This window comes from Alkalibacterium sp. AK22, from assembly GCF_000585255.1.
GTDB lineage: Bacteria > Bacillota > Bacilli > Lactobacillales > Carnobacteriaceae_A > Alkalibacterium.
The window spans coordinates 1-16,699 of the sequence record NZ_JANL01000027.1 but is presented as its reverse complement, the minus strand read 5'-3'; the positions used below and the strand labels follow the sequence as shown (position 1 = coordinate 16,699).

Annotated in this window: 26 protein-coding genes; 17 read left to right on the top strand and 9 right to left on the bottom strand. The window is 41.7% G+C overall.

The genetic code is table 11. The features are described 5' to 3' along the window. Positions 1–197: 197 nt before the first annotated feature. From ADIAL_RS11375 to ADIAL_RS05690, 3 genes are all read left to right on the top strand, one after another. The gene (locus tag ADIAL_RS11375) at positions 198–437 is read left to right on the top strand and encodes a hypothetical protein (RefSeq protein ID WP_155849187.1); all 240 of its coding nucleotides are present in this window, start codon (positions 198–200) and stop codon (positions 435–437) included. Between the two features lie 183 nt (positions 438–620). Further along, positions 621–725: a PspC domain-containing protein gene (locus ADIAL_RS11230; RefSeq protein WP_155849186.1), complete on the top strand. Its 105-nt coding sequence runs from the start codon at positions 621–623 to the stop codon at positions 723–725. 263 nt (positions 726–988) lie between these two features. Beyond that, complete coding sequence (locus ADIAL_RS05690) at positions 989–1,507, top strand: helix-turn-helix domain-containing protein (RefSeq protein ID WP_034301126.1); 519 nt, start codon at positions 989–991, stop codon at positions 1,505–1,507. A 368-nt stretch (positions 1,508–1,875) separates the two neighbouring features. Here ADIAL_RS05690 and ADIAL_RS05685 read toward each other — a convergent pair whose 3' ends face one another. From ADIAL_RS05685 to truA, 3 genes are read right to left on the bottom strand one after another with little or no spacing between them, the layout of a single operon-like run. Beyond that, the gene (locus ADIAL_RS05685; RefSeq protein WP_034301122.1) at positions 1,876–2,193 is read right to left on the bottom strand and encodes a hypothetical protein; all 318 of its coding nucleotides are present in this window, start codon (positions 2,191–2,193) and stop codon (positions 1,876–1,878) included. Between the two features lie 2 nt (positions 2,194–2,195). Further along, positions 2,196–2,606, bottom strand: coding sequence for a hypothetical protein (locus ADIAL_RS05680; RefSeq protein ID WP_034301120.1), 411 nt, complete (start codon positions 2,604–2,606; stop codon positions 2,196–2,198). A gap of 41 nt (positions 2,607–2,647) precedes the next feature. Then, entirely contained in the window at positions 2,648–3,388 is a 741-nt protein-coding gene (truA, locus tag ADIAL_RS05675; protein ID WP_034301118.1) for a tRNA pseudouridine(38-40) synthase TruA, read from the bottom strand. A gap of 135 nt (positions 3,389–3,523) precedes the next feature. Between truA and ADIAL_RS05670 the strand changes: the two genes are divergently transcribed. Then, on the top strand, positions 3,524–3,997 hold the full coding sequence (locus tag ADIAL_RS05670; protein ID WP_081757693.1) for a GNAT family N-acetyltransferase: 474 nt from the start codon (positions 3,524–3,526) through the stop codon (positions 3,995–3,997). A gap of 119 nt (positions 3,998–4,116) precedes the next feature. On the opposite strand, the gene ADIAL_RS05665 is transcribed toward ADIAL_RS05670, so the two are convergent. Next, positions 4,117–4,317 (bottom strand): hypothetical protein, encoded by a 201-nt coding sequence (locus tag ADIAL_RS05665; RefSeq protein ID WP_034301115.1) that lies wholly within the window; start codon positions 4,315–4,317, stop codon positions 4,117–4,119. A 121-nt stretch (positions 4,318–4,438) separates the two neighbouring features. Continuing rightward, positions 4,439–4,744, bottom strand: coding sequence for a hypothetical protein (locus ADIAL_RS05660; RefSeq protein WP_034301113.1), 306 nt, complete (start codon positions 4,742–4,744; stop codon positions 4,439–4,441). A 325-nt stretch (positions 4,745–5,069) separates the two neighbouring features. On the opposite strand from ADIAL_RS05660, the gene ADIAL_RS05655 reads away from it, so the two are divergent. Together ADIAL_RS05655 and ADIAL_RS05650 are read left to right on the top strand one after the other, a co-directional pair. Then, on the top strand, positions 5,070–5,420 hold the full coding sequence (locus ADIAL_RS05655) for a hypothetical protein (protein WP_034301110.1): 351 nt from the start codon (positions 5,070–5,072) through the stop codon (positions 5,418–5,420). A gap of 190 nt (positions 5,421–5,610) precedes the next feature. Continuing rightward, positions 5,611–5,808: a hypothetical protein gene (locus tag ADIAL_RS05650; RefSeq protein WP_034301108.1), complete on the top strand. Its 198-nt coding sequence runs from the start codon at positions 5,611–5,613 to the stop codon at positions 5,806–5,808. 623 nt (positions 5,809–6,431) lie between these two features. On the opposite strand, the gene ADIAL_RS11370 is transcribed toward ADIAL_RS05650, so the two are convergent. Both ADIAL_RS11370 and ADIAL_RS05645 read right to left on the bottom strand, forming a co-directional pair. Beyond that, positions 6,432–6,575 (bottom strand): hypothetical protein, encoded by a 144-nt coding sequence (locus ADIAL_RS11370; protein WP_155849185.1) that lies wholly within the window; start codon positions 6,573–6,575, stop codon positions 6,432–6,434. Between the two features lie 106 nt (positions 6,576–6,681). Next, on the bottom strand, positions 6,682–7,239 hold the full coding sequence (locus ADIAL_RS05645) for a hypothetical protein (protein ID WP_034301106.1): 558 nt from the start codon (positions 7,237–7,239) through the stop codon (positions 6,682–6,684). Positions 7,240–7,430: 191 nt separating this feature from the next. On the opposite strand from ADIAL_RS05645, the gene ADIAL_RS05640 reads away from it, so the two are divergent. From ADIAL_RS05640 to ADIAL_RS05610, 8 genes are all read left to right on the top strand, one after another. Beyond that, a complete protein-coding gene (locus ADIAL_RS05640) occupies positions 7,431–8,888 on the top strand; it encodes a catalase (protein ID WP_034301103.1) in 1,458 nt (485 codons plus the stop codon). Between the two features lie 258 nt (positions 8,889–9,146). Then, positions 9,147–9,899 (top strand): glycerophosphodiester phosphodiesterase, encoded by a 753-nt coding sequence (locus ADIAL_RS05635; RefSeq protein WP_034301132.1) that lies wholly within the window; start codon positions 9,147–9,149, stop codon positions 9,897–9,899. Positions 9,900–10,062: 163 nt separating this feature from the next. Next, positions 10,063–10,383, top strand: coding sequence for a hypothetical protein (locus tag ADIAL_RS05630; RefSeq protein ID WP_155849184.1), 321 nt, complete (start codon positions 10,063–10,065; stop codon positions 10,381–10,383). 192 nt (positions 10,384–10,575) lie between these two features. Further along, positions 10,576–10,785: a hypothetical protein gene (locus ADIAL_RS05625; protein WP_034301099.1), complete on the top strand. Its 210-nt coding sequence runs from the start codon at positions 10,576–10,578 to the stop codon at positions 10,783–10,785. 71 nt (positions 10,786–10,856) lie between these two features. Beyond that, positions 10,857–11,036, top strand: coding sequence for a hypothetical protein (locus ADIAL_RS05620; RefSeq protein ID WP_034301097.1), 180 nt, complete (start codon positions 10,857–10,859; stop codon positions 11,034–11,036). 94 nt (positions 11,037–11,130) lie between these two features. Continuing rightward, positions 11,131–11,256 carry a hypothetical protein gene (locus tag ADIAL_RS11605; protein WP_269317607.1) on the top strand — a complete coding sequence of 42 codons (126 nt, stop codon included), beginning with the start codon at positions 11,131–11,133 and terminating at the stop codon, positions 11,254–11,256. A 158-nt stretch (positions 11,257–11,414) separates the two neighbouring features. Further along, positions 11,415–12,128, top strand: coding sequence for a DNA/RNA non-specific endonuclease (locus tag ADIAL_RS05615; RefSeq protein WP_034301095.1), 714 nt, complete (start codon positions 11,415–11,417; stop codon positions 12,126–12,128). A 53-nt stretch (positions 12,129–12,181) separates the two neighbouring features. Further along, positions 12,182–12,994: an SDR family oxidoreductase gene (locus ADIAL_RS05610; RefSeq protein WP_034301091.1), complete on the top strand. Its 813-nt coding sequence runs from the start codon at positions 12,182–12,184 to the stop codon at positions 12,992–12,994. A gap of 70 nt (positions 12,995–13,064) precedes the next feature. Here the strand turns inward: ADIAL_RS05610 and ADIAL_RS05605 are convergent, their stop codons facing one another. Together ADIAL_RS05605 and ADIAL_RS05600 are read right to left on the bottom strand one after the other, a co-directional pair. Next, complete coding sequence (locus ADIAL_RS05605; RefSeq protein WP_034301088.1) at positions 13,065–13,454, bottom strand: hypothetical protein; 390 nt, start codon at positions 13,452–13,454, stop codon at positions 13,065–13,067. 31 nt (positions 13,455–13,485) lie between these two features. Continuing rightward, positions 13,486–13,881, bottom strand: coding sequence for a hypothetical protein (locus tag ADIAL_RS05600; protein WP_034301086.1), 396 nt, complete (start codon positions 13,879–13,881; stop codon positions 13,486–13,488). A 140-nt stretch (positions 13,882–14,021) separates the two neighbouring features. On the opposite strand from ADIAL_RS05600, the gene ADIAL_RS05595 reads away from it, so the two are divergent. The 3 genes from ADIAL_RS05595 to ADIAL_RS05580 all read left to right on the top strand — a co-directional run bounded on the left by ADIAL_RS05595 (position 14,022) and on the right by ADIAL_RS05580 (position 16,565). Beyond that, a complete protein-coding gene (locus tag ADIAL_RS05595) occupies positions 14,022–14,576 on the top strand; it encodes a GrpB family protein (protein ID WP_034301083.1) in 555 nt (184 codons plus the stop codon). Between the two features lie 98 nt (positions 14,577–14,674). Next, a complete protein-coding gene (locus tag ADIAL_RS05590; RefSeq protein WP_051503746.1) occupies positions 14,675–15,616 on the top strand; it encodes a polysaccharide deacetylase family protein in 942 nt (313 codons plus the stop codon). A gap of 757 nt (positions 15,617–16,373) precedes the next feature. Further along, on the top strand, positions 16,374–16,565 hold the full coding sequence (locus ADIAL_RS05580; protein WP_034301078.1) for a hypothetical protein: 192 nt from the start codon (positions 16,374–16,376) through the stop codon (positions 16,563–16,565). Positions 16,566–16,699 lie beyond the last annotated feature (134 nt).

Sequence of the window (16,699 nt, the reverse complement as noted above, 5' to 3'; positions counted from 1 at the left end):
TTGGAGCTATGAATTATTCAGGTAATTATTTGGGATAGTGAGTAGGCGTTCTTCTGAGTGTATAGATCAGAGTAAACGATTAACCCTATTTAGAATAAGTCTATGATTAAGAAGGAGGCCGCAAAAATTAGATCTGACGGCTTAATTCAAATATATGAATATTAAGGAAATATAATTCGAAGTAAAGGAGGAGTCTCGTGAAACGTAAAATCATAATATCATCGGCCATTTCACTGATACTTATTTTTATGCTTTTTTTATTTTCCAGTTTAGTGAATGAGGCATCTTTATCTACTTCATTTTTAGCTTTGGCTCTTATTTCTGTTTTAGGAATGATTATAACTGAAAAAGATAAGTATCTGTTTTTAACAACATTTATAATGTTCATTTTTTCGAGCATTGGGTTGATTGCAGAAATAATTCCCTCTTTACTTTAAACCTTTAAGTTTACTAGCAATAAAAAAGACAAAAAAGCTATAAATTTTGAATAATTCAAAGCTATAAATTAAAGGTAGCATACAGTTAGTACCAATGATTTTTCTGGACTTTAACTTTGCTAATATATACTAACAGTAAATTTTACGTATAATAAGACCCTGATTATGAAGGAGACTACATACATGAAAAATAGAAAATTAAGAAAATCAGTAGACAACAAATCAATTGCCGGAGTCTGTGGTGGGATTGCCGAATATTTCGGGCTAGCACCGACAAGAGTGAGATAGGTTTTTCTGCTTAACCAGGACCGTTTATGCTGATTCTTTATATCATACTAGCCAATACACTTCCAGAAGGCATAGAGTATTTGTGATGCAAGACTTTCTAAAATTGTTTTTCCTAATTTGAATAAGATGCAAAGTTAGCTCTCTTAAAATATGATTTGACTACTTTGCAACCTGTAGTTGCGTTTATTCCACGGTTAAGTGATAGATATAGGCGAGTTGTTACATTATCATGGTTGTAACAATTATGAAAAAGGAGCAACCTCATGTTCAATGATAAATTAAAATCCTTAAGAAAAGACCATTCACTGTCTCAAGAAGACTTAGCAGAGAAGTTAGCTGTCTCCAGACAGACTATATCAAAATACGAACTAGGAGATGCCACACCGGATTTAAAAAGGTTGAGTGAATTAGCTGAATTGTTCAATGTCTCTTACGATTATTTATTAGGTGATACGGCCAAAAATGAAGAGAAACAGGCACTCAACTCAGTCACCAACAAAATCACAATCAAAAGTAGTGACTCTACTACTATGGCCAACTACTATAAATTCAAAACAGGCAAGGTATTTAAACCAAAAAAACATCAGCCCTATGGCTCATTAATTGGAGTAAATAAGGAAACTTTTTGGGGTGAATCTTCTGATGTCTTGGGTTATTACGCTAGTAAAGAAGCTATAAATAAAGAACTGGAAGCCATTTTTTCTGCTTTATCAAAAGGTGCTTCAACCTATGAGCTGCAATTCAATGTAGAAGTGGACTCTAGACTGTCCATAATTGATTAGATAGTGTGAACAGGAAAAAACCTTGATTACTCAAGGTTTTTTCCTGTTCACTATTTATTTTGCAAGATATTTTACTTGTAAGAATAAGAACTACCTCGTTCTAAGTATTTGTTGAACGAATTGGTTAATATTTCAAAAGATAAAACTAGAAAATCGAAAAGATAACTGTTCCAACCAGATCAAAAAGTTCCTCAATTAACCTTTTTGATGAATAGCTTAACTCTTTAAGATTTTTCACCTGAGATACCTCCACGTTTATACTGCTGTTTTTTCAGGGGACGAGTGTACAGGGTATAGGCAAATAAAGTGACTGCCCAAATACTGATCAAAGCAGTGGTGTAAGTGTCGCCTGTAAAAATAAGTATAATTCATAGAACAAGAGACAGTCCGGCTAGTGCCGGCGTCCATCTTAGCTGCTTCTTTTTAACTTCTTCCCAATCAACCCGCTTTTCTTTGTTCCAGAGTTTTCGTATTTGGTAATCTCTATTGATACTCAAGAATGTATCCAAGCCTTTTTTTGCGGCGTAGTACTGAATACTGGAAAAAAGGATGGTCAGCAGTAAAATAGCCATCAAGCCATTATAGCGATTGAGTTCAACTAAATTCAAACCATCTGCTATAAATGCTAAGAGGCCTAAAATCCCAACAAATAGATAGACTTTATGCTTAAAAGACAGCTTTTTCATGTCTATTCCTCTTCTTCTATCGGCAGTTCTGTGGTGACCGCAAGATGCAAATCAGAAGCCAGATAGCGGCCAACCACACCATAGTCTTTCTCCTCGGTGTAATAGCCGATTGCTTGAATAACCATATCGTCACTGTCCAGAAATAACAAGCGGTAGTCAGGGTTAGGAATATCCATATTTGTAGTTGAAGCGGAATTGGCAGACTCCAATTCCTGAACCAGGGACTCGGTAAAAGAAGCGTCAGTAATTGTCGTGACCAGTTCGTCTGAATCATACGCTCTGACTTCTATAGACGCAACGTTATCTGCTTCATTGCCAAATAAATCATTCGATTGGCAGCCGGTTAGCAGTATAAGAGAAAGTAGTGTGATAAACAATAGCTGCCTGGTTTTATTTCTGGTTTTGCATTTCATTTTAATTATCCTTCTTATTTCCTACTGAACATTGATAAAAATCAGTCGTAACTCACTCTATCTAAAAACAGGCCTTGAGCTGGGACGGTTAAGCCGGCCTCGCTTCTGACGCCACTTTCAAATACTTCGTCAATGCTGTCCAATTCTAAAGTACCGCTGCCGATTTCTAAAATCGTACCAGTCAGAATGCGGACCATTTTATGCAGGAAACTTTTTCCTTTAAAGGTAAAGTGAAGCATACTGCCGTCTTTTTCGATGGTGATGTGGTCCAGTGTGCGGATGGTGGATTTCTTTGACTTCTTGAGAGCTGAAAAGCCGATAAAATCATGCTGCCCAGTCAGTTTCTCGCAGGCCGCCTGCATTTTTTCCATATCCAGCGCTTCGGGATAGTGAAAGCTGTAGTTGCGCTCGAAAGCAGACGGAATGAGCTGGTTCCAGACGTAGTAGCTGTACTGTTTTTTTGTTGCATTGTAGCGGGCATGGAAGCGGTCGTGGACTTCCTCGATTTCTTTGACGATAATGTCCTGAGGCAGGTTTTTAATCAAAACTTCCTGCATCGCCTGCAGATCCATATCAGACTCTGTTTTAAAATTAGCGACCTGACCTCTGGCATGTGTACCGGCATCTGTGCGACCAGATCCGATAATGTCGGTCTGAGATCCTGTGATTTGTGTCAGAATGTGTTCGATTTTACCTTGAATGGTTTTGTCGGTGTGCTTGAGCCGTTGCCAACCCTGATAGCGACCGCCGTCGTATTCGATTGTTAATTCGATATTGCGCATAGCGTAGTTTCCCTCATACTCTCTCAGTTTGATGACCGCTTATTTGCAGGAGGTTCCTGTAAATAAGTGTCTCTATCTCTATGATATACTAAAAAGAAGGGGATCACACGGAAATGCAGAAAGGGGAGAGTCAAAATGAGCGACCACGGAACACAAAGTAACCAAGCATGGAGCCTGCATACTGGGAATGAACCATGGAATCAAGCCGCTGCTTATTATGTTCGGATGACTGTCTTTGTGCTAGAAAGAGAGATCGATCTGGCAGACGAATTCGATGCGGAGGACCACGATAAGCGGGTCTATACCGTTATTTATGACGGGAATAAGCCTGTGGCAACAGGACGCTATATCAAGGTAGGCGAACAGACTGTCCGGCCGGGGCGAATCTGCGTTTTGAAAGATTACCGGGGCCAGGGACTGGGTGAGCAGATTGTCCGGGAGCTGGAGACCCATGCCCAAAAACAGGGCTGTAGCCAGTCGGAGGTCCACGGTGAACTGACGGCCGCTTCTTTTTATGAAAAACTGGGCTATGTAAAAACAGGAGATCCCTACCTGGAAGATGGGGTGCCTTGTGTGACACTGATTAGAGCATTGGAGACTATATCATAGCAGTAATTTGTGTAAGCCAGAACAATCAAAATACGTATTCAGGCACTTGCCTGCGATTGAATGTAAAGCACTAAAACTCCCTTCCGGCTTATTCGAGAGGGAGTTTTGCTGCAGTCGGTCTATTTAGAGTGACGAGGTTTTATAAAAACAGCATAAAAAGTATGTAGTCCTTTGAATAGGATAAATAAAGCAAAAGCAAAAAACAGCACCAGTAGGGTGTTTTCTATTAAAACTGCGGCAAATAAGGCTCTATTTGCAAAAAAGCTGACAAGTAAAACAAAGAAAATAATCACTAGTCGTTCTTTTTTTCTTTTTGACATGAGGTAAGCCCCTTTACTGAAAGAATTAATAGTGGTTCGCATCTTACATTTTGTCCCGCTTATCTGTGTAATTATAAATGAATAATGTTAGCGGCATAGATAAGTAGTACACATAAATAAACTAACGCTTTCTATTTTTGTCAGTTGTATAAAATTTTTGGGCTGTTATCCCCAACAAATAAAAAGGAACAGAGAGGTATCGAGAGAAAAAAACAAATAAAATTAAAGTGATAGATAAAAGAAAAAAGTGAACAACTTTTTCAGAAAATAGTAGCGGTGTAGGTCCTAGGCCAATTGAAAAAAGTATCCCGAAGAAAAAAGGAAGTAATGAATGTTCAACTATTGAAGGCGGCATTAATATAAACATCAATAACCCCATAAAAGTAAGTATGCCTGTAAGAAATAGATTTGATTTTACACGGTACATTATTTTTTCTCCCGTCTATAGTGTTTTTTTGTAGGTGAATAAAGTAAAAATGCTGGAATTATCTTTTCATAGGCTCTTTAATATAAAAGAGCAGCTTACATTTTGTCCCGCTTATCTGTGTCATTTTTATAATACTTCATACGAAGAGAGAGCCCCCAGATCATTGAACCGAGTAGTGGAATGCCTAAGAGTAACCATATTGAATCCATGATGAACCTCCTTGCATTAGTATGTATTAACCCTATCATAGAGATGCGGCTAAATCTACTCAAGACAAGTTGATATTATAATTGTTTTAAGTACAATGATTAAAGGAGGTGAACGTTTGAATACAATCAAAAAACATTGGCTGCTTTTAACAGTAAGTATACTGGCTGTGCTGTTTATATGGGTCTATTTCTTCGCAGCTAACCTGTCATTCTATGGCTATGCACAGGTTACACATAAAGAGAAAATTGATAGTGTCTATCATATCTATTTTGATGGAGTAGAGGAATCGGAAATTAGGATCAGAGAAAACCAGACAGTTGAATATGAAACAGAAGCTGGTCAGGTAAAAGAGGTCAGAATAGATGAAGTGTGGGGCACGATCGAACCGGGTAATAACTATTTCCTTAACATGTCAAGGAGCCGTATTCCGGACTACTGGAGGCTACATAAATTGTATGAGTACTGAAGGCCATAAAAACGCTTGACTGAAGTTAGTATATATAAGGGCTGAAGCCAGACTAGAAAAGGTAGATTCCTGTTCAAAAGAGAAATTAGTGACTTAAAAAGAGAGTGGTTCAGGGAACTGCTCTTTTTTGTTGTAACCTTTTGATGTACATGTTAATGTTAATTTATGTTTTTTTATAAGGAGAGGTATTATGGCTTCAAGAGATGCAAATTTGTTTGGATTAAAATTAGGGCTGACTGTATTAATCCTTTTGTTTTTGCCGAATGCTGATACAGCGTTATGGGTAAACCTGCTCATGGGGGCTCTACAAGGAATAGGAATTAACGTAATTTTAGATAAACTACTCGGACGGTTTCACACAGAGGAGTATAATCGAATATACAAGTAGGAAAGATTAAATTTATTGGAACTGATACTGATAATGAGCATGATTATAATAGCAAGTATGATTATGCAAAGAAAAAGAATGAAATAAGGATGAGACACTCTGTTGCACGATTACGAAATTTAAAGGAGATGCAACAATTGGTCACTATTTTAGAAAATATTAATGAAATTGCGATGGGTTTAATGCTAATATCTACATTAGCATATTATAGAGTGCTAAAGAGAACCAGCAGGCAAAGAAGCTTATCAAAAACTGAGAGAATCATGTTTGTAGTAACATCAAGTGCGATACTGTTACATGTAACTAGCTACTTGTTGCTTCATTTTGGTGTTTAAGAAATAAAAGAGGCATGCACCTTGTATATTATAGTAGAAAGCAATAGGCTTTTTCTCAGCTTTAAGAGCTTTTTAATGACCAGTTGCGTTTACTTGTGCTTGATGAAAGAGTGTGAAGATCAGTATTAAAACCCTTCAACTCATACTCTTTTATAAACGCGTCTCAAAGCTTTTGATAGAGACTAGTTAAAAAGAGAGGCCTAAGCAACTGGTCTTAATGCCAGAAAACTGATTTAAAAGCTGCCGTTTTTGTGTCAATAGGATGCCATTCACCTATACTGAACCCTTTTAATCTTTATCTCTGGGACGCGACAGCTTTTCTTCCTTTTTTATTTCTTCCTTGGCTTCTTTGTGTTTTTGAAATTGTCTCGCGCCGGCAATAATTAATATTGCGGTAAAGGGAATGCTGAGCATTAACCATAAGGGATCCATTTTTTTGAGCTCCTTTAGCATGAGAATTTTCTTCTGCGAAGTATGACTAGTATATCAAACAAGCTCCCTTTCTCAATGGAAGGGAGCTTGTTGTTTATGGTTTTGCTTAAGCAGTCTGTCTGCGGGTCTGAACAGCTTCAGAAACCTGCAAGCCGTACTGGGCAACTGTCCATGCGAAGAACAGGGTAAACGGGATGAAGAATAGCAGTGACGCGCGAACCGGCGCTAGGGAAGCGACGTGGTAATAAACCAGGGTCACACCCGCTGTCATAAAGCCGTTGATGTACAGGCTCAGATTGCTGAATGATGTGAACTTGCTGAAGGCAAAAGCCGCACCGGCAAGAACAAAAGCCGCAATCGCTGCATAGCCGAACGGGTTGGTTACGGCAGCGATGCCCATAGTTGAGAATAGGGCTGCTTCAATGAGAATGTGAGCGGCAATGAAGCCGACACTGGCGATACCGGAAGCCGCAGCGATGTGCTTGTTGTTCAATGGCTTGGAAACCACAATTGCGCCCATGGCGATATAGGCCAGTGTGCCGACGATCATTGAACGCCCGTGTTCACTGTAAGCAGGCAAAATGTCCGACATTAAAGCGATTAGCATGACAGAAACAAGAGCAGTCAGCGACAGCAGCAGTGTTTTGGCAGTAAGTTTTTTCATAATAGATGAGTCTCCTTATGTATGATTTGTAAGTTTCTTATGATGTTAAAGTTAACACATGTTTGCCTCTATTTCAACTGGAAACGGTCTAAAGCTGAAAAAAGCAGGAAGTTTTGCAAAGTCCCTTGTAATTGGCAGATTGCATCTATTATAATATAGTAGTCTATAAAATCTAAGGAGAGATACATACCATGATCGAAGATAAAAACAAACTGACAACTTCTACCGGCGCCCCTGTCGGAGACAACCAGCACTCACTGACTGCCGGACATAATGGTCCGACACTGATTCAGGATGTACACCTGATTGAAAAACTTGCTCATTTTAACCGTGAACGTGTTCCTGAGCGTGTTGTGCATGCCAAAGGTGCCGGTGCTCATGGAAAATTCACGGTCACCAATCCTGATATTGCCCAGTACACAAAGGCTGACTTGTTTTCTGAAGAAGGCAAGGAAACTCCGATGTTTATCCGTTTCTCAACAGTAGCTGGAGAACTCGGTTCAGCTGATACTGTTCGTGACCCGCGCGGCTTCGCTGTCAAGTTTTACACAGACGAAGGAAACTATGACATCGTCGGAAACAATACGCCGATCTTCTTTATCCGTGATGCAATCAAGTTCCCGGACTTTATTCATACACAAAAACGTCACCCGCAGACTAACCTGAAAGACCCGAACATGGTCTGGGACTTCTGGTCTCTGTCTCCGGAATCCCTGCATCAGATCACGCTGCTGCATTCTGACCGCGGTATCCCGGCAACGCTTCGTCACATGCACGGATACGGCAGTCACACCTTCAAATGGGTCAATAAAGACGGCGAGTCTTTCTGGGTGAAATACCACTTCAGAACTGATCAGGGCGTCAAAAACATGGCACCGGACGTAGCTGACAAGCTAGCAGGTGAACATCCGGACTACCATACGGAAGATCTGTTCAACGCCATTGCAGAAGGAGACTTCCCGTCTTGGACACTGAAAGTTCAGATCATGCCGGAAGCGGAAGCGGCGCAGTATGCCTACGATCCCTTCGATATCACAAAAGTCTGGTCTCACCAGGACTACCCGCTGATTGAAGTCGGTAAAATGGTCCTGGACCGCAATCCTGAAAACTACTTTGAAGAAGTCGAGCAGTCCACGTTCTCACCAGGTAACTTTGTACCGGGAGTGGAAGCATCACCGGACAAGATGCTGCAGGGTCGTCTGTTTGCTTATGCGGATGCACACCGCTACCGTGTCGGCACAAATCACAACCAGCTGCCGATCAACTCACCAAAAGCAGAAGTGAGAAATCACCAGCGTGCCGGCTCCATGGCTTACCAGAGCAGCGGCAGCAAAGTGAACTATGAGCCGAACAGCTATGACGGCATCAAGGAATCTAAAGAAGATAAAATCAAGCCGTTCAAAGTGTCTGGCGAAGCAGACAGTGTGGGCTATGATAATGACGACCACTTCTCCCAGCCGCGCAAGCTGATCACGGAAGTTATGTCTGAAGATGAGCGCAGCCGTCTGTACAAGAACTTTGCTGATCACCTGAGCGGTGTACGCGACCAGCAGATTGTTGAGCGTCAGCTGAAGCTGTTCCACCAAGTCACACCTGAACTAGCAGAAGAAGTAGCCAAGCATTTGGACGTCAGCGTCCCAACGGTTTAATATCAAGCCGTTGATTAAGGATTTATGAAAAGAAGGCCGGATGTCAGCGTACAGAGGCAGAGCGGGTTCAAAAGGGTACAAGCAGTCGCTCTTTTGAAATCGGCTCCGCTCTCGTGCTGGGCATGCGGTCTTTTGTATGAGCTGAATAGCTGGAAAACGGGAGCAGAAAAAAGCTATCGATAGCGAACTGACAGGAAAAAAGCTAAAATGAAAGCGAGGAAAAGAAGCAACGACAGCAGTCTGAGAGGGGACGGGACAGTGCGAACCAAAAATTTTGCCCACCGGGGTTACAGCGGCTCTTATCCTGAAAACACGATGCTGGCCTTTGAACAAGCCTATGAAGCCGGAGCAGATGGGATCGAGCTGGATGTCCGGCTGACCAGAGACAAGAAAGTCGTGATTTTCCATGACGAATATGTTGACCGGCTGACTGAAGGAAGAGGCAAGGTGAACAGCTTTACTTTAAAGGAACTTCAGGCGTTTAAAGTCAATGATCCTTTCCTTTCGGATTTAAAGGCGCAGACTATCCCCACACTGGCTGAGTATTTAAAATGGGTCAAGGACAAGCCACTACTGACAAATATCGAGCTGAAAATGAAAGATGAGACTGACCGGGAACTGGAAGACCAGGTAGCAGAAGTCATCCATGAAGCCGGTATCCAAAAGCGGTTAATTGTGTCGTCCTTTTTTCATGAACGCCTCGCACGCTTTGCCAGCCGGCTGCCAAGTGTTCAGACCGCTCTGCTGGTGCCTCATTTTGATGAGCAAGTCGTTGAAGACGCTACCCACTTGCAGGTGGACTTTATTCATTTGAAAAAAGATAGTGTAACTGAAGAGGTGGTACAGGCCGCCCACAAAAATGGCAAGGCCATCAGCACCTGGACCATCAATGAGCCGGAGGAGCTGAAAAAGCTAAATCCGCTGCTTCTGTTTGCCATCATTACCGACTTTCCCAATCGGCTTAAAGCCATACAAGATGAAACCGATAGCGAAGATGCGGGAATTCAGTAAACTTAAACATGCAAATCCATAAAACAAGGCATCCAAATGAAGTTGGATGCCTTGTTTGTACATCATGAGAGTTTATTTTTGCCCTCGATGAACCTTCATAACTCAGATATTAACTATTTGCTAGAGCTATTCACTGCATTATCTGCTAAACTGTAAAAAATGCATGCGTTCTCTTCGCTACAGCGAACGCCTGAAGAAAGGAGTGTCGCCTATCAGCCGTCAGCAGCATACGTTGGATCATGAGCTGCTCATGTTATCCGTTCTTATTATTTTAGCTTTTGTTGTTCCAGTCATGGGGATTGCTTTTGCCATTTACGTGCTGATCTATGCTCACAAGCAGGTTACTGAAAAGTGGGTCAAAATCCTTGCTGTGCTGGCTATAATCAGCCAGCTCCCGTTCCTTGTGCTTTCCCCGATGTTTATCATTATAAGTATTATAGCCCTTATTGTAGGCTTTGTTTCTAAAAAAGAACCCTCTCTGTGATGCCGGCAACTTAACAGTGCATAGGCCCAACGCCGACGATTATGGCCCTGCAGAAAGTGGTAGAAGGACGGCTCAGTGTTCACCAATCAGACACCCTTTGTTCTCTTTTTCAGGCAAGCGCAGAGTGTCTGCAAAAGAATCTATGGTAAAATATAAAGGTAAGTTAGTTTTATTTTGAGGAGGATGTTTGCCATGAAAAAAGAACAGTCGACCGTCGCCATCGCTTTTTCCTTTTTAGTCTTTTTGTTTTTGTACAATTATGCCTATGAGTTTGTAATCAGCCAGACGGTGATTAACCTGCGCATCCCGTATATTATTTCACTGCTAGCTTTTTACCTGTTTATTTTTTATACTAGAAAGAAAAAAGTCAATCGTCCGTCCGGTAAAGTGCCGAGACGCTGAAGTGAGGAGGAGTACATATCGACCAACAGCAAGCAAAGCGTGATGAGTCACTCAAGCTGGGGATTTTTGTCGTGTTAGGTTTTCTTGTTCCAATTATTGGGATTGGGACTGCCCTATACGTTTTGAATTATTCTAGAGAGCATCACGTCGAAAAATGGATGAAAGTCCTGTCCCTTTTAGCTATCGTGATCCAGCTATTCCCTGTTATTCTGGCTGTCTTAGGTATTTTAATGTTCTTTTTGTCAGCCTGAGCGTGAGGAAGCCAAGCAGCATTTAAAGCCTTGAGCAAGAAAGGCGAGAGTGGGCAGCACAAACAAGCGGGTAGCCCGCTTTGGAGGTTAAAATGTGAATCAGTTAAAAAAACTGCTGGATCATCAATCAGATAGAGAGCAGCTGAAAATACAGGCGGTTAAGCCGGTCTTGGTCATTCTGGGACTGTTAGCCATTTTGTGGGCCGTTTTGATCAGTTGATTAGATCCATCTTACAGCCAGGATTGACGGGCTGCAGGCGTTAGATTTTGCGCTTGCGGTCTGTTTGTCTGCCAAACATGCCGACTCTGTAGCGAGTTACAGGTGTGTAGCGTTTTACGTGAAGATACATGTGTTTTACATAGAAAGGATTAAAAGAGATGCTAAAGAAAATCATGAGTACAGGGGTAATCAGCGCGACTTTGCTGCTGTCCGGCTGCGATATGATCGAGGATTTCCTGGATCTGCTGGACCCAGGCAGCGGCTATGAGTTGGCCGGAGATACGCTTCCGGGACCGGACGACTTGCCGCTGGATACACTTTACATCGAAGTGAACGGAAATATTCCTTTTTTTACCAATGAAGAGCTGGAAGTGAGTGACCCCTTCCATACCTGTGAACCGCTGGATGAGTTGGGACGTGTGGGTGTGGCGGACGCCCTGATAGATGTTGATCTGATGCCGGCTGAACAGCGCGGGTCCATCGGCCATATCGAACCGACCGGCTGGGTTCAGGGCAATTATGACATCGTTTCAGGCAACTGGCTTTACAACCGCAGCCACCTGATTGGCCATCAGATGACCGGCTATGACGGCCGCGACAATTTGATGACCGGGACGCGCCAGTTCAATGTGGAAGGCATGCTGCCGTTTGAAAACTTTGTAGCCAATGTCGTTGAAGAAACGGAGATGCAGGTTCGCTACCGGGTGACACCGTTGTTTGAAGGCGATAACCTCTTATCCCACGGCATTATCATGGAAGGCTTCTCTGTCGACGATGACGGCGAAACACTAACATTTAATGTTTTCGTACCGAACCAGCAGGAGGGCATTGAATTGGACTATGAAACGGGTGACCACGCGCTGGTAGAGTAAATCGAAAAGCGTCTGTTATTAGTAAGTTAACTTAAATGAGAAGAGGACTGTAAATGACACTGTTATCCAGAAATCCTTATCCACTTAAAGACAAGACGCTATTCATTACAGGCGTTAGCCGAATACAGGGTATTGGTTATGCAATTGCCAGGCAAGTGGCGGCTTGGGGAGCATCTGTAGTGATTCAGCATTACCAACCTCACGATAAAGATCAACCTTGGGGTGCCGACGACCTAAAACAGGTGCAAGACGGGGTTGTTGAAATGCTGATAGAAGATGCGACCTTCCATGAAATGAGTGCTGATTTTTCTAAGCCTGAAGAACCTAAGAGAGTCATGCGTAAGATAGCTGATAAAGGTTTGTATCTTGATGGTCTGGTCTGTAATCATGCCTTAAGCGGTAGTGATGGAACCCTAGGAGAACTGACGCCTGAAATGCTGGATAAACATTGGGCGGTCAACACACGCTCATCAATTTTACTGGCTCAATACTTTGCCAGTCAGCACAGGAGTGAAAAGGGCAGGGGCAATATTATCTTTATGAGTTCTGGTCAAAGACTCGGCCCGATGCCGGGAGAAGTTGCGTATGCGGCGTCTAAGGGCGCTCTAGCGGATATTACTGTGACCCTATCAGATGAGCTTGCAGACAAAAATATTGGAGTAAACACAGTAAATCCTGGTCCGGTTGATACAGGCTATTTGACGGAGGAGTCATGGAATCAGGTCAAAAATAAATTTCCACTGAATCGGTTTGGAAAGCCGGAAGATCCTGCTCGACTTATTGCGTGGCTTTTGACAGAAGAAGCAATCTGGATTACTGGTCAAATCATCAATTCTGAAGGTGGATTTGGTCGTTGGAGGTCTTGATTGTCAGACAAATTAATCACAAAAAAATCCCAGAAAGCAGGTGCTGTCCGCTTTTTGGGATTTTCAATAATTAAGTTTTTAAGGAATGCCGTTTCGTTAAACGAAAGATGTTAACTCCTCTATAAAATACAATACCGATTAGAATAAGGGTAATATAAAAAATGGGGGTATTGTACAGGTTTAGCGCTTGAAAAATACCAACAAGCACGAATAAAAAGAGATAAGCCCACATGAGCCACGGGGCATGACTGATTTCAACAATATCCCCTTCACTGACGACGAGCTTATTGCTCTTTCCGCTGAACTGCTTGACTTGCAGGACAGAATTTTTATCGGGTATGTCCATTTCCTTTTCTTCACCATGAGCCACTTTTCCGGCCAGCTCACCATTTACCCAGACTTTGCTTTTGATCATCGCTCCGGCAAGAATACTGTTGTTGCGTCTGATTAGGATGTTCATAAATCGTCTCCTTTATATGTGAAAGATTCTGTTACTTTGAATATCTCCTGGCACTTGGTTCAGTTTTGATTAGTTCATAAGTCTCAAAATAGCCAAAGAGCACAACGAGAAAAACTGTGCTCAATACGAAATAAGCGGAGATTGAGACTAGGTTATAAAAGAGCAGAATATAGGTAAATAAAAGATAGCTAATCATTCTCAAGATGTGCCACTGAGAGAGTCTGATGTCAATACAATCCCCGTCAGATACGGTCAGCTTGTTGCTTTTACCAAATAACTGTCTGATTTGAATCTCAGCTGTAGGTTCTGAAAAATGTAGCTCCTTTTCTTCTCCAAGTGAGAGCTTCATAAAGTGGCTGCCATTTAATTTAATATTGTAGCGCACGAAGGAACCTGGAATCTCTTTTGCAAGAATGGTGATGGCCATGTCATGACCTCCTATGTAAAGTGGTAGGGAAAGATATTATTGCATATATAGTATACCATACATAATTTCTCATTTTCAGACTGCATTTTTTTGATTTTTCGGCCTATACTGAGGACAGTCGAGTAAAGGGGAGGATTTATGTGGTATTAGGTTTGAAAAGAAACGAAGTACGTCTAGTCACTCATGACGATGCCTGGAAAGAAGAATTTAGACAAGTTAAAGCAAACATGGTCAAATCGACCAGTCTAGATTCTCATCAGATTGAGCATGTCGGCAGTACGGCGATAAAGGGAATAATGGCCAAGCCAGTCATTGATATAGTTACGGGAATCGAGTCTCTGGAAGGAGACCTGACAGAACTGATCAAAGGCTTAAAAGACTGCGGTTTTTATCGACTGAAAGTGGAGCGGCCAAATGAAATAGTATTCGCCAAGTTTACAAATGAAATAGTATTCGCCAAGTTTACAGATGAAACGTTTGAGAGCAAAACGCACTTTATTCATTTGACAAAATACAAGGGCACACTATGGAATAATCTTATATACTTCAGGGACTACCTGAATGCCCATCCAGCGGCCAGAAAAGAATACGAAAACATCAAAACCACATTTGTAGAAGACAGTTCAGAAGGCATTGCCGAGTATACAGATAGTAAAGAGGCGTTTGTCAAGCAAATACTTAGTGGGGAAAGGTAACCTGGATTTTATAACATTGCCACTGGATGTTTAGGAAAGTTACAATGAATATACAAGCGAATGTTATAAAAGAGAGATACATTTTAGGGGGACATAAGGTGAAACTGATTTTACTTTCCATGCTAGTGTTATTGACGGCTGGCTGTGCGAATGAGGGGACGAATGATGCAACTCCGGGATCTGGAGAAATAACAGAAAACGCTGAGCAACTAGAAGAACAAGACAGTGAAGAGCTAGACGATACAGATGCGTTTGATGAAGAATCAAAAGATGACCAGGCTGAAGAGGCTAATGAAGAAACAGCTGAAGAGGATGCGTCAGATTACAATCAGCTAAAAGCCAGCATCGTTGACCAATTTGAACATGCGAGGCCTACAGACTGGGGTGAAAACGTCGAGGGAGTCATTACGCAAATTGACACGGAAGAGAAAGTGGTGGCACTGACTTTAGATGCCTGCGACGGGACACCAGACTCTTATGACGAAGAACTGATTGGTTTTCTAATAGACGAGCAAATTCCGGCCACACTCTTTATCAATGCCCAGTGGATTCAAGTAAATGAGGACGCGTTTAATGAGCTGGCCGAAAATTCCTTGTTTGAAATAGCCAATCACGGCTACTACCACAAGCCTCTGTCAGTTGACGGAGAATCCGCTTATGGCATCATGGGGACTGAAAATGTGGAAGAAGTCTTTGACGAAATCTATAAAAACCAAGCGCGCATTAAGGAATTGACTGGTGAAGCGCCGGACTACTTCCGATCAGGGACGGCTTATTATGATGACGTTGCCGTGGAAATCATTGAAGCATTGGGGTTGAAAGCTGTCAATTATAACGTTTTAGGCGATGCGGGCGGAACCTTTAACCAGGCACAAATCGCCAACGCCTTCAACTTAGCCAGCGAAGGCTCTATTTTTCTCTTTCATATGAACAAGCCCCAGTCAGACATCAGCGCCGGCGTAAAAGAAGGCGTCGAGATGTTGAGAAAGCAGGGTTATGACTTTGTGCAGCTTGGGGAGTATGATGATTATTTGAAATAACTGATAAAATGGGAACATTGTAAGGTCATTGCGGCATGTTCGCTTAGCATTGCTTATAGAAAGGGTCTCGAAACTCATATAAAGGCCTTTCCTTTTTTCTTTAGAAAAAAAGTCGCTTCAAGCTTAGTGCTGCCTGATGAAAGTAAAGAAATCAGTAAACAATGAATAAAAAACAAAAAAGCGCAGAATACACTGTCGAGTAGCATAAAGAAAGGCTTTAGGATAAATGAGGTCAAGAGATTATACGCTTGAGGATGAAAAAAATAGTTTGGAAAACTTTTTGAAAGACCAGAATATTGAAGTGAATCATAATTATCTGAGAATGGAAAAAGGCTATAAGCCTCATTTGTTTGGACTGATTCGCTTTTCACTACAATTGCGCTCAATAATGCTGAATCGGTACTGGCTTGTGTTTACTAGTGATAGGCTTGTACTTCTAACTCAAGATAACGAGTATCAGTTTAGCTCCCAAAATATGACGACCATACAGTACACTGCTCTTCATGGGTTCTCCTTTGAAAAGCAATATGGCGATTACTGCATTCACTTTACCTACTGTGGGGAACCTTATTATTTTTACTTGACTGACCGGATTAGCAGCAGTCTTCTTAGTAAACTAATGAATGTTGATAAGGGAACATACTCCTATACCTTTAGAAACTTAAAATTTTTACAGCAGAACAATTTTAAGGGGCTGTTGGAAAGTGAGTAGTCTTTTTTTAGAATTCAAGTTACTTTAAAGGTGAAAGGAGAGAGCATGGACAATAAAAGCAGACAGTTCTTCAATATGATCGGCTTCATTGGAGGGGTCTGGCTGATTTTTGAGGGCTATCAGAATTATAGAGCCGGAGTTGAATTTTTCGGCATCCATACAGGTGGAATCGGGTTGATGACTTTAGGTACACTTTTCTGCTTGCTGAATGTGTATTTATTTTATAGAAACAGATAAATCTCCTTCATAAAACAGAAGGGTCGCACTGTTTGAAATGCAATAAATAAAAAAGGGGCTGGGACAAAAGTCTCAACCGGAGTAAAATAAAGTTAAACCGAGTAGAATTGTACTTATGTACAAACCTACTCGGT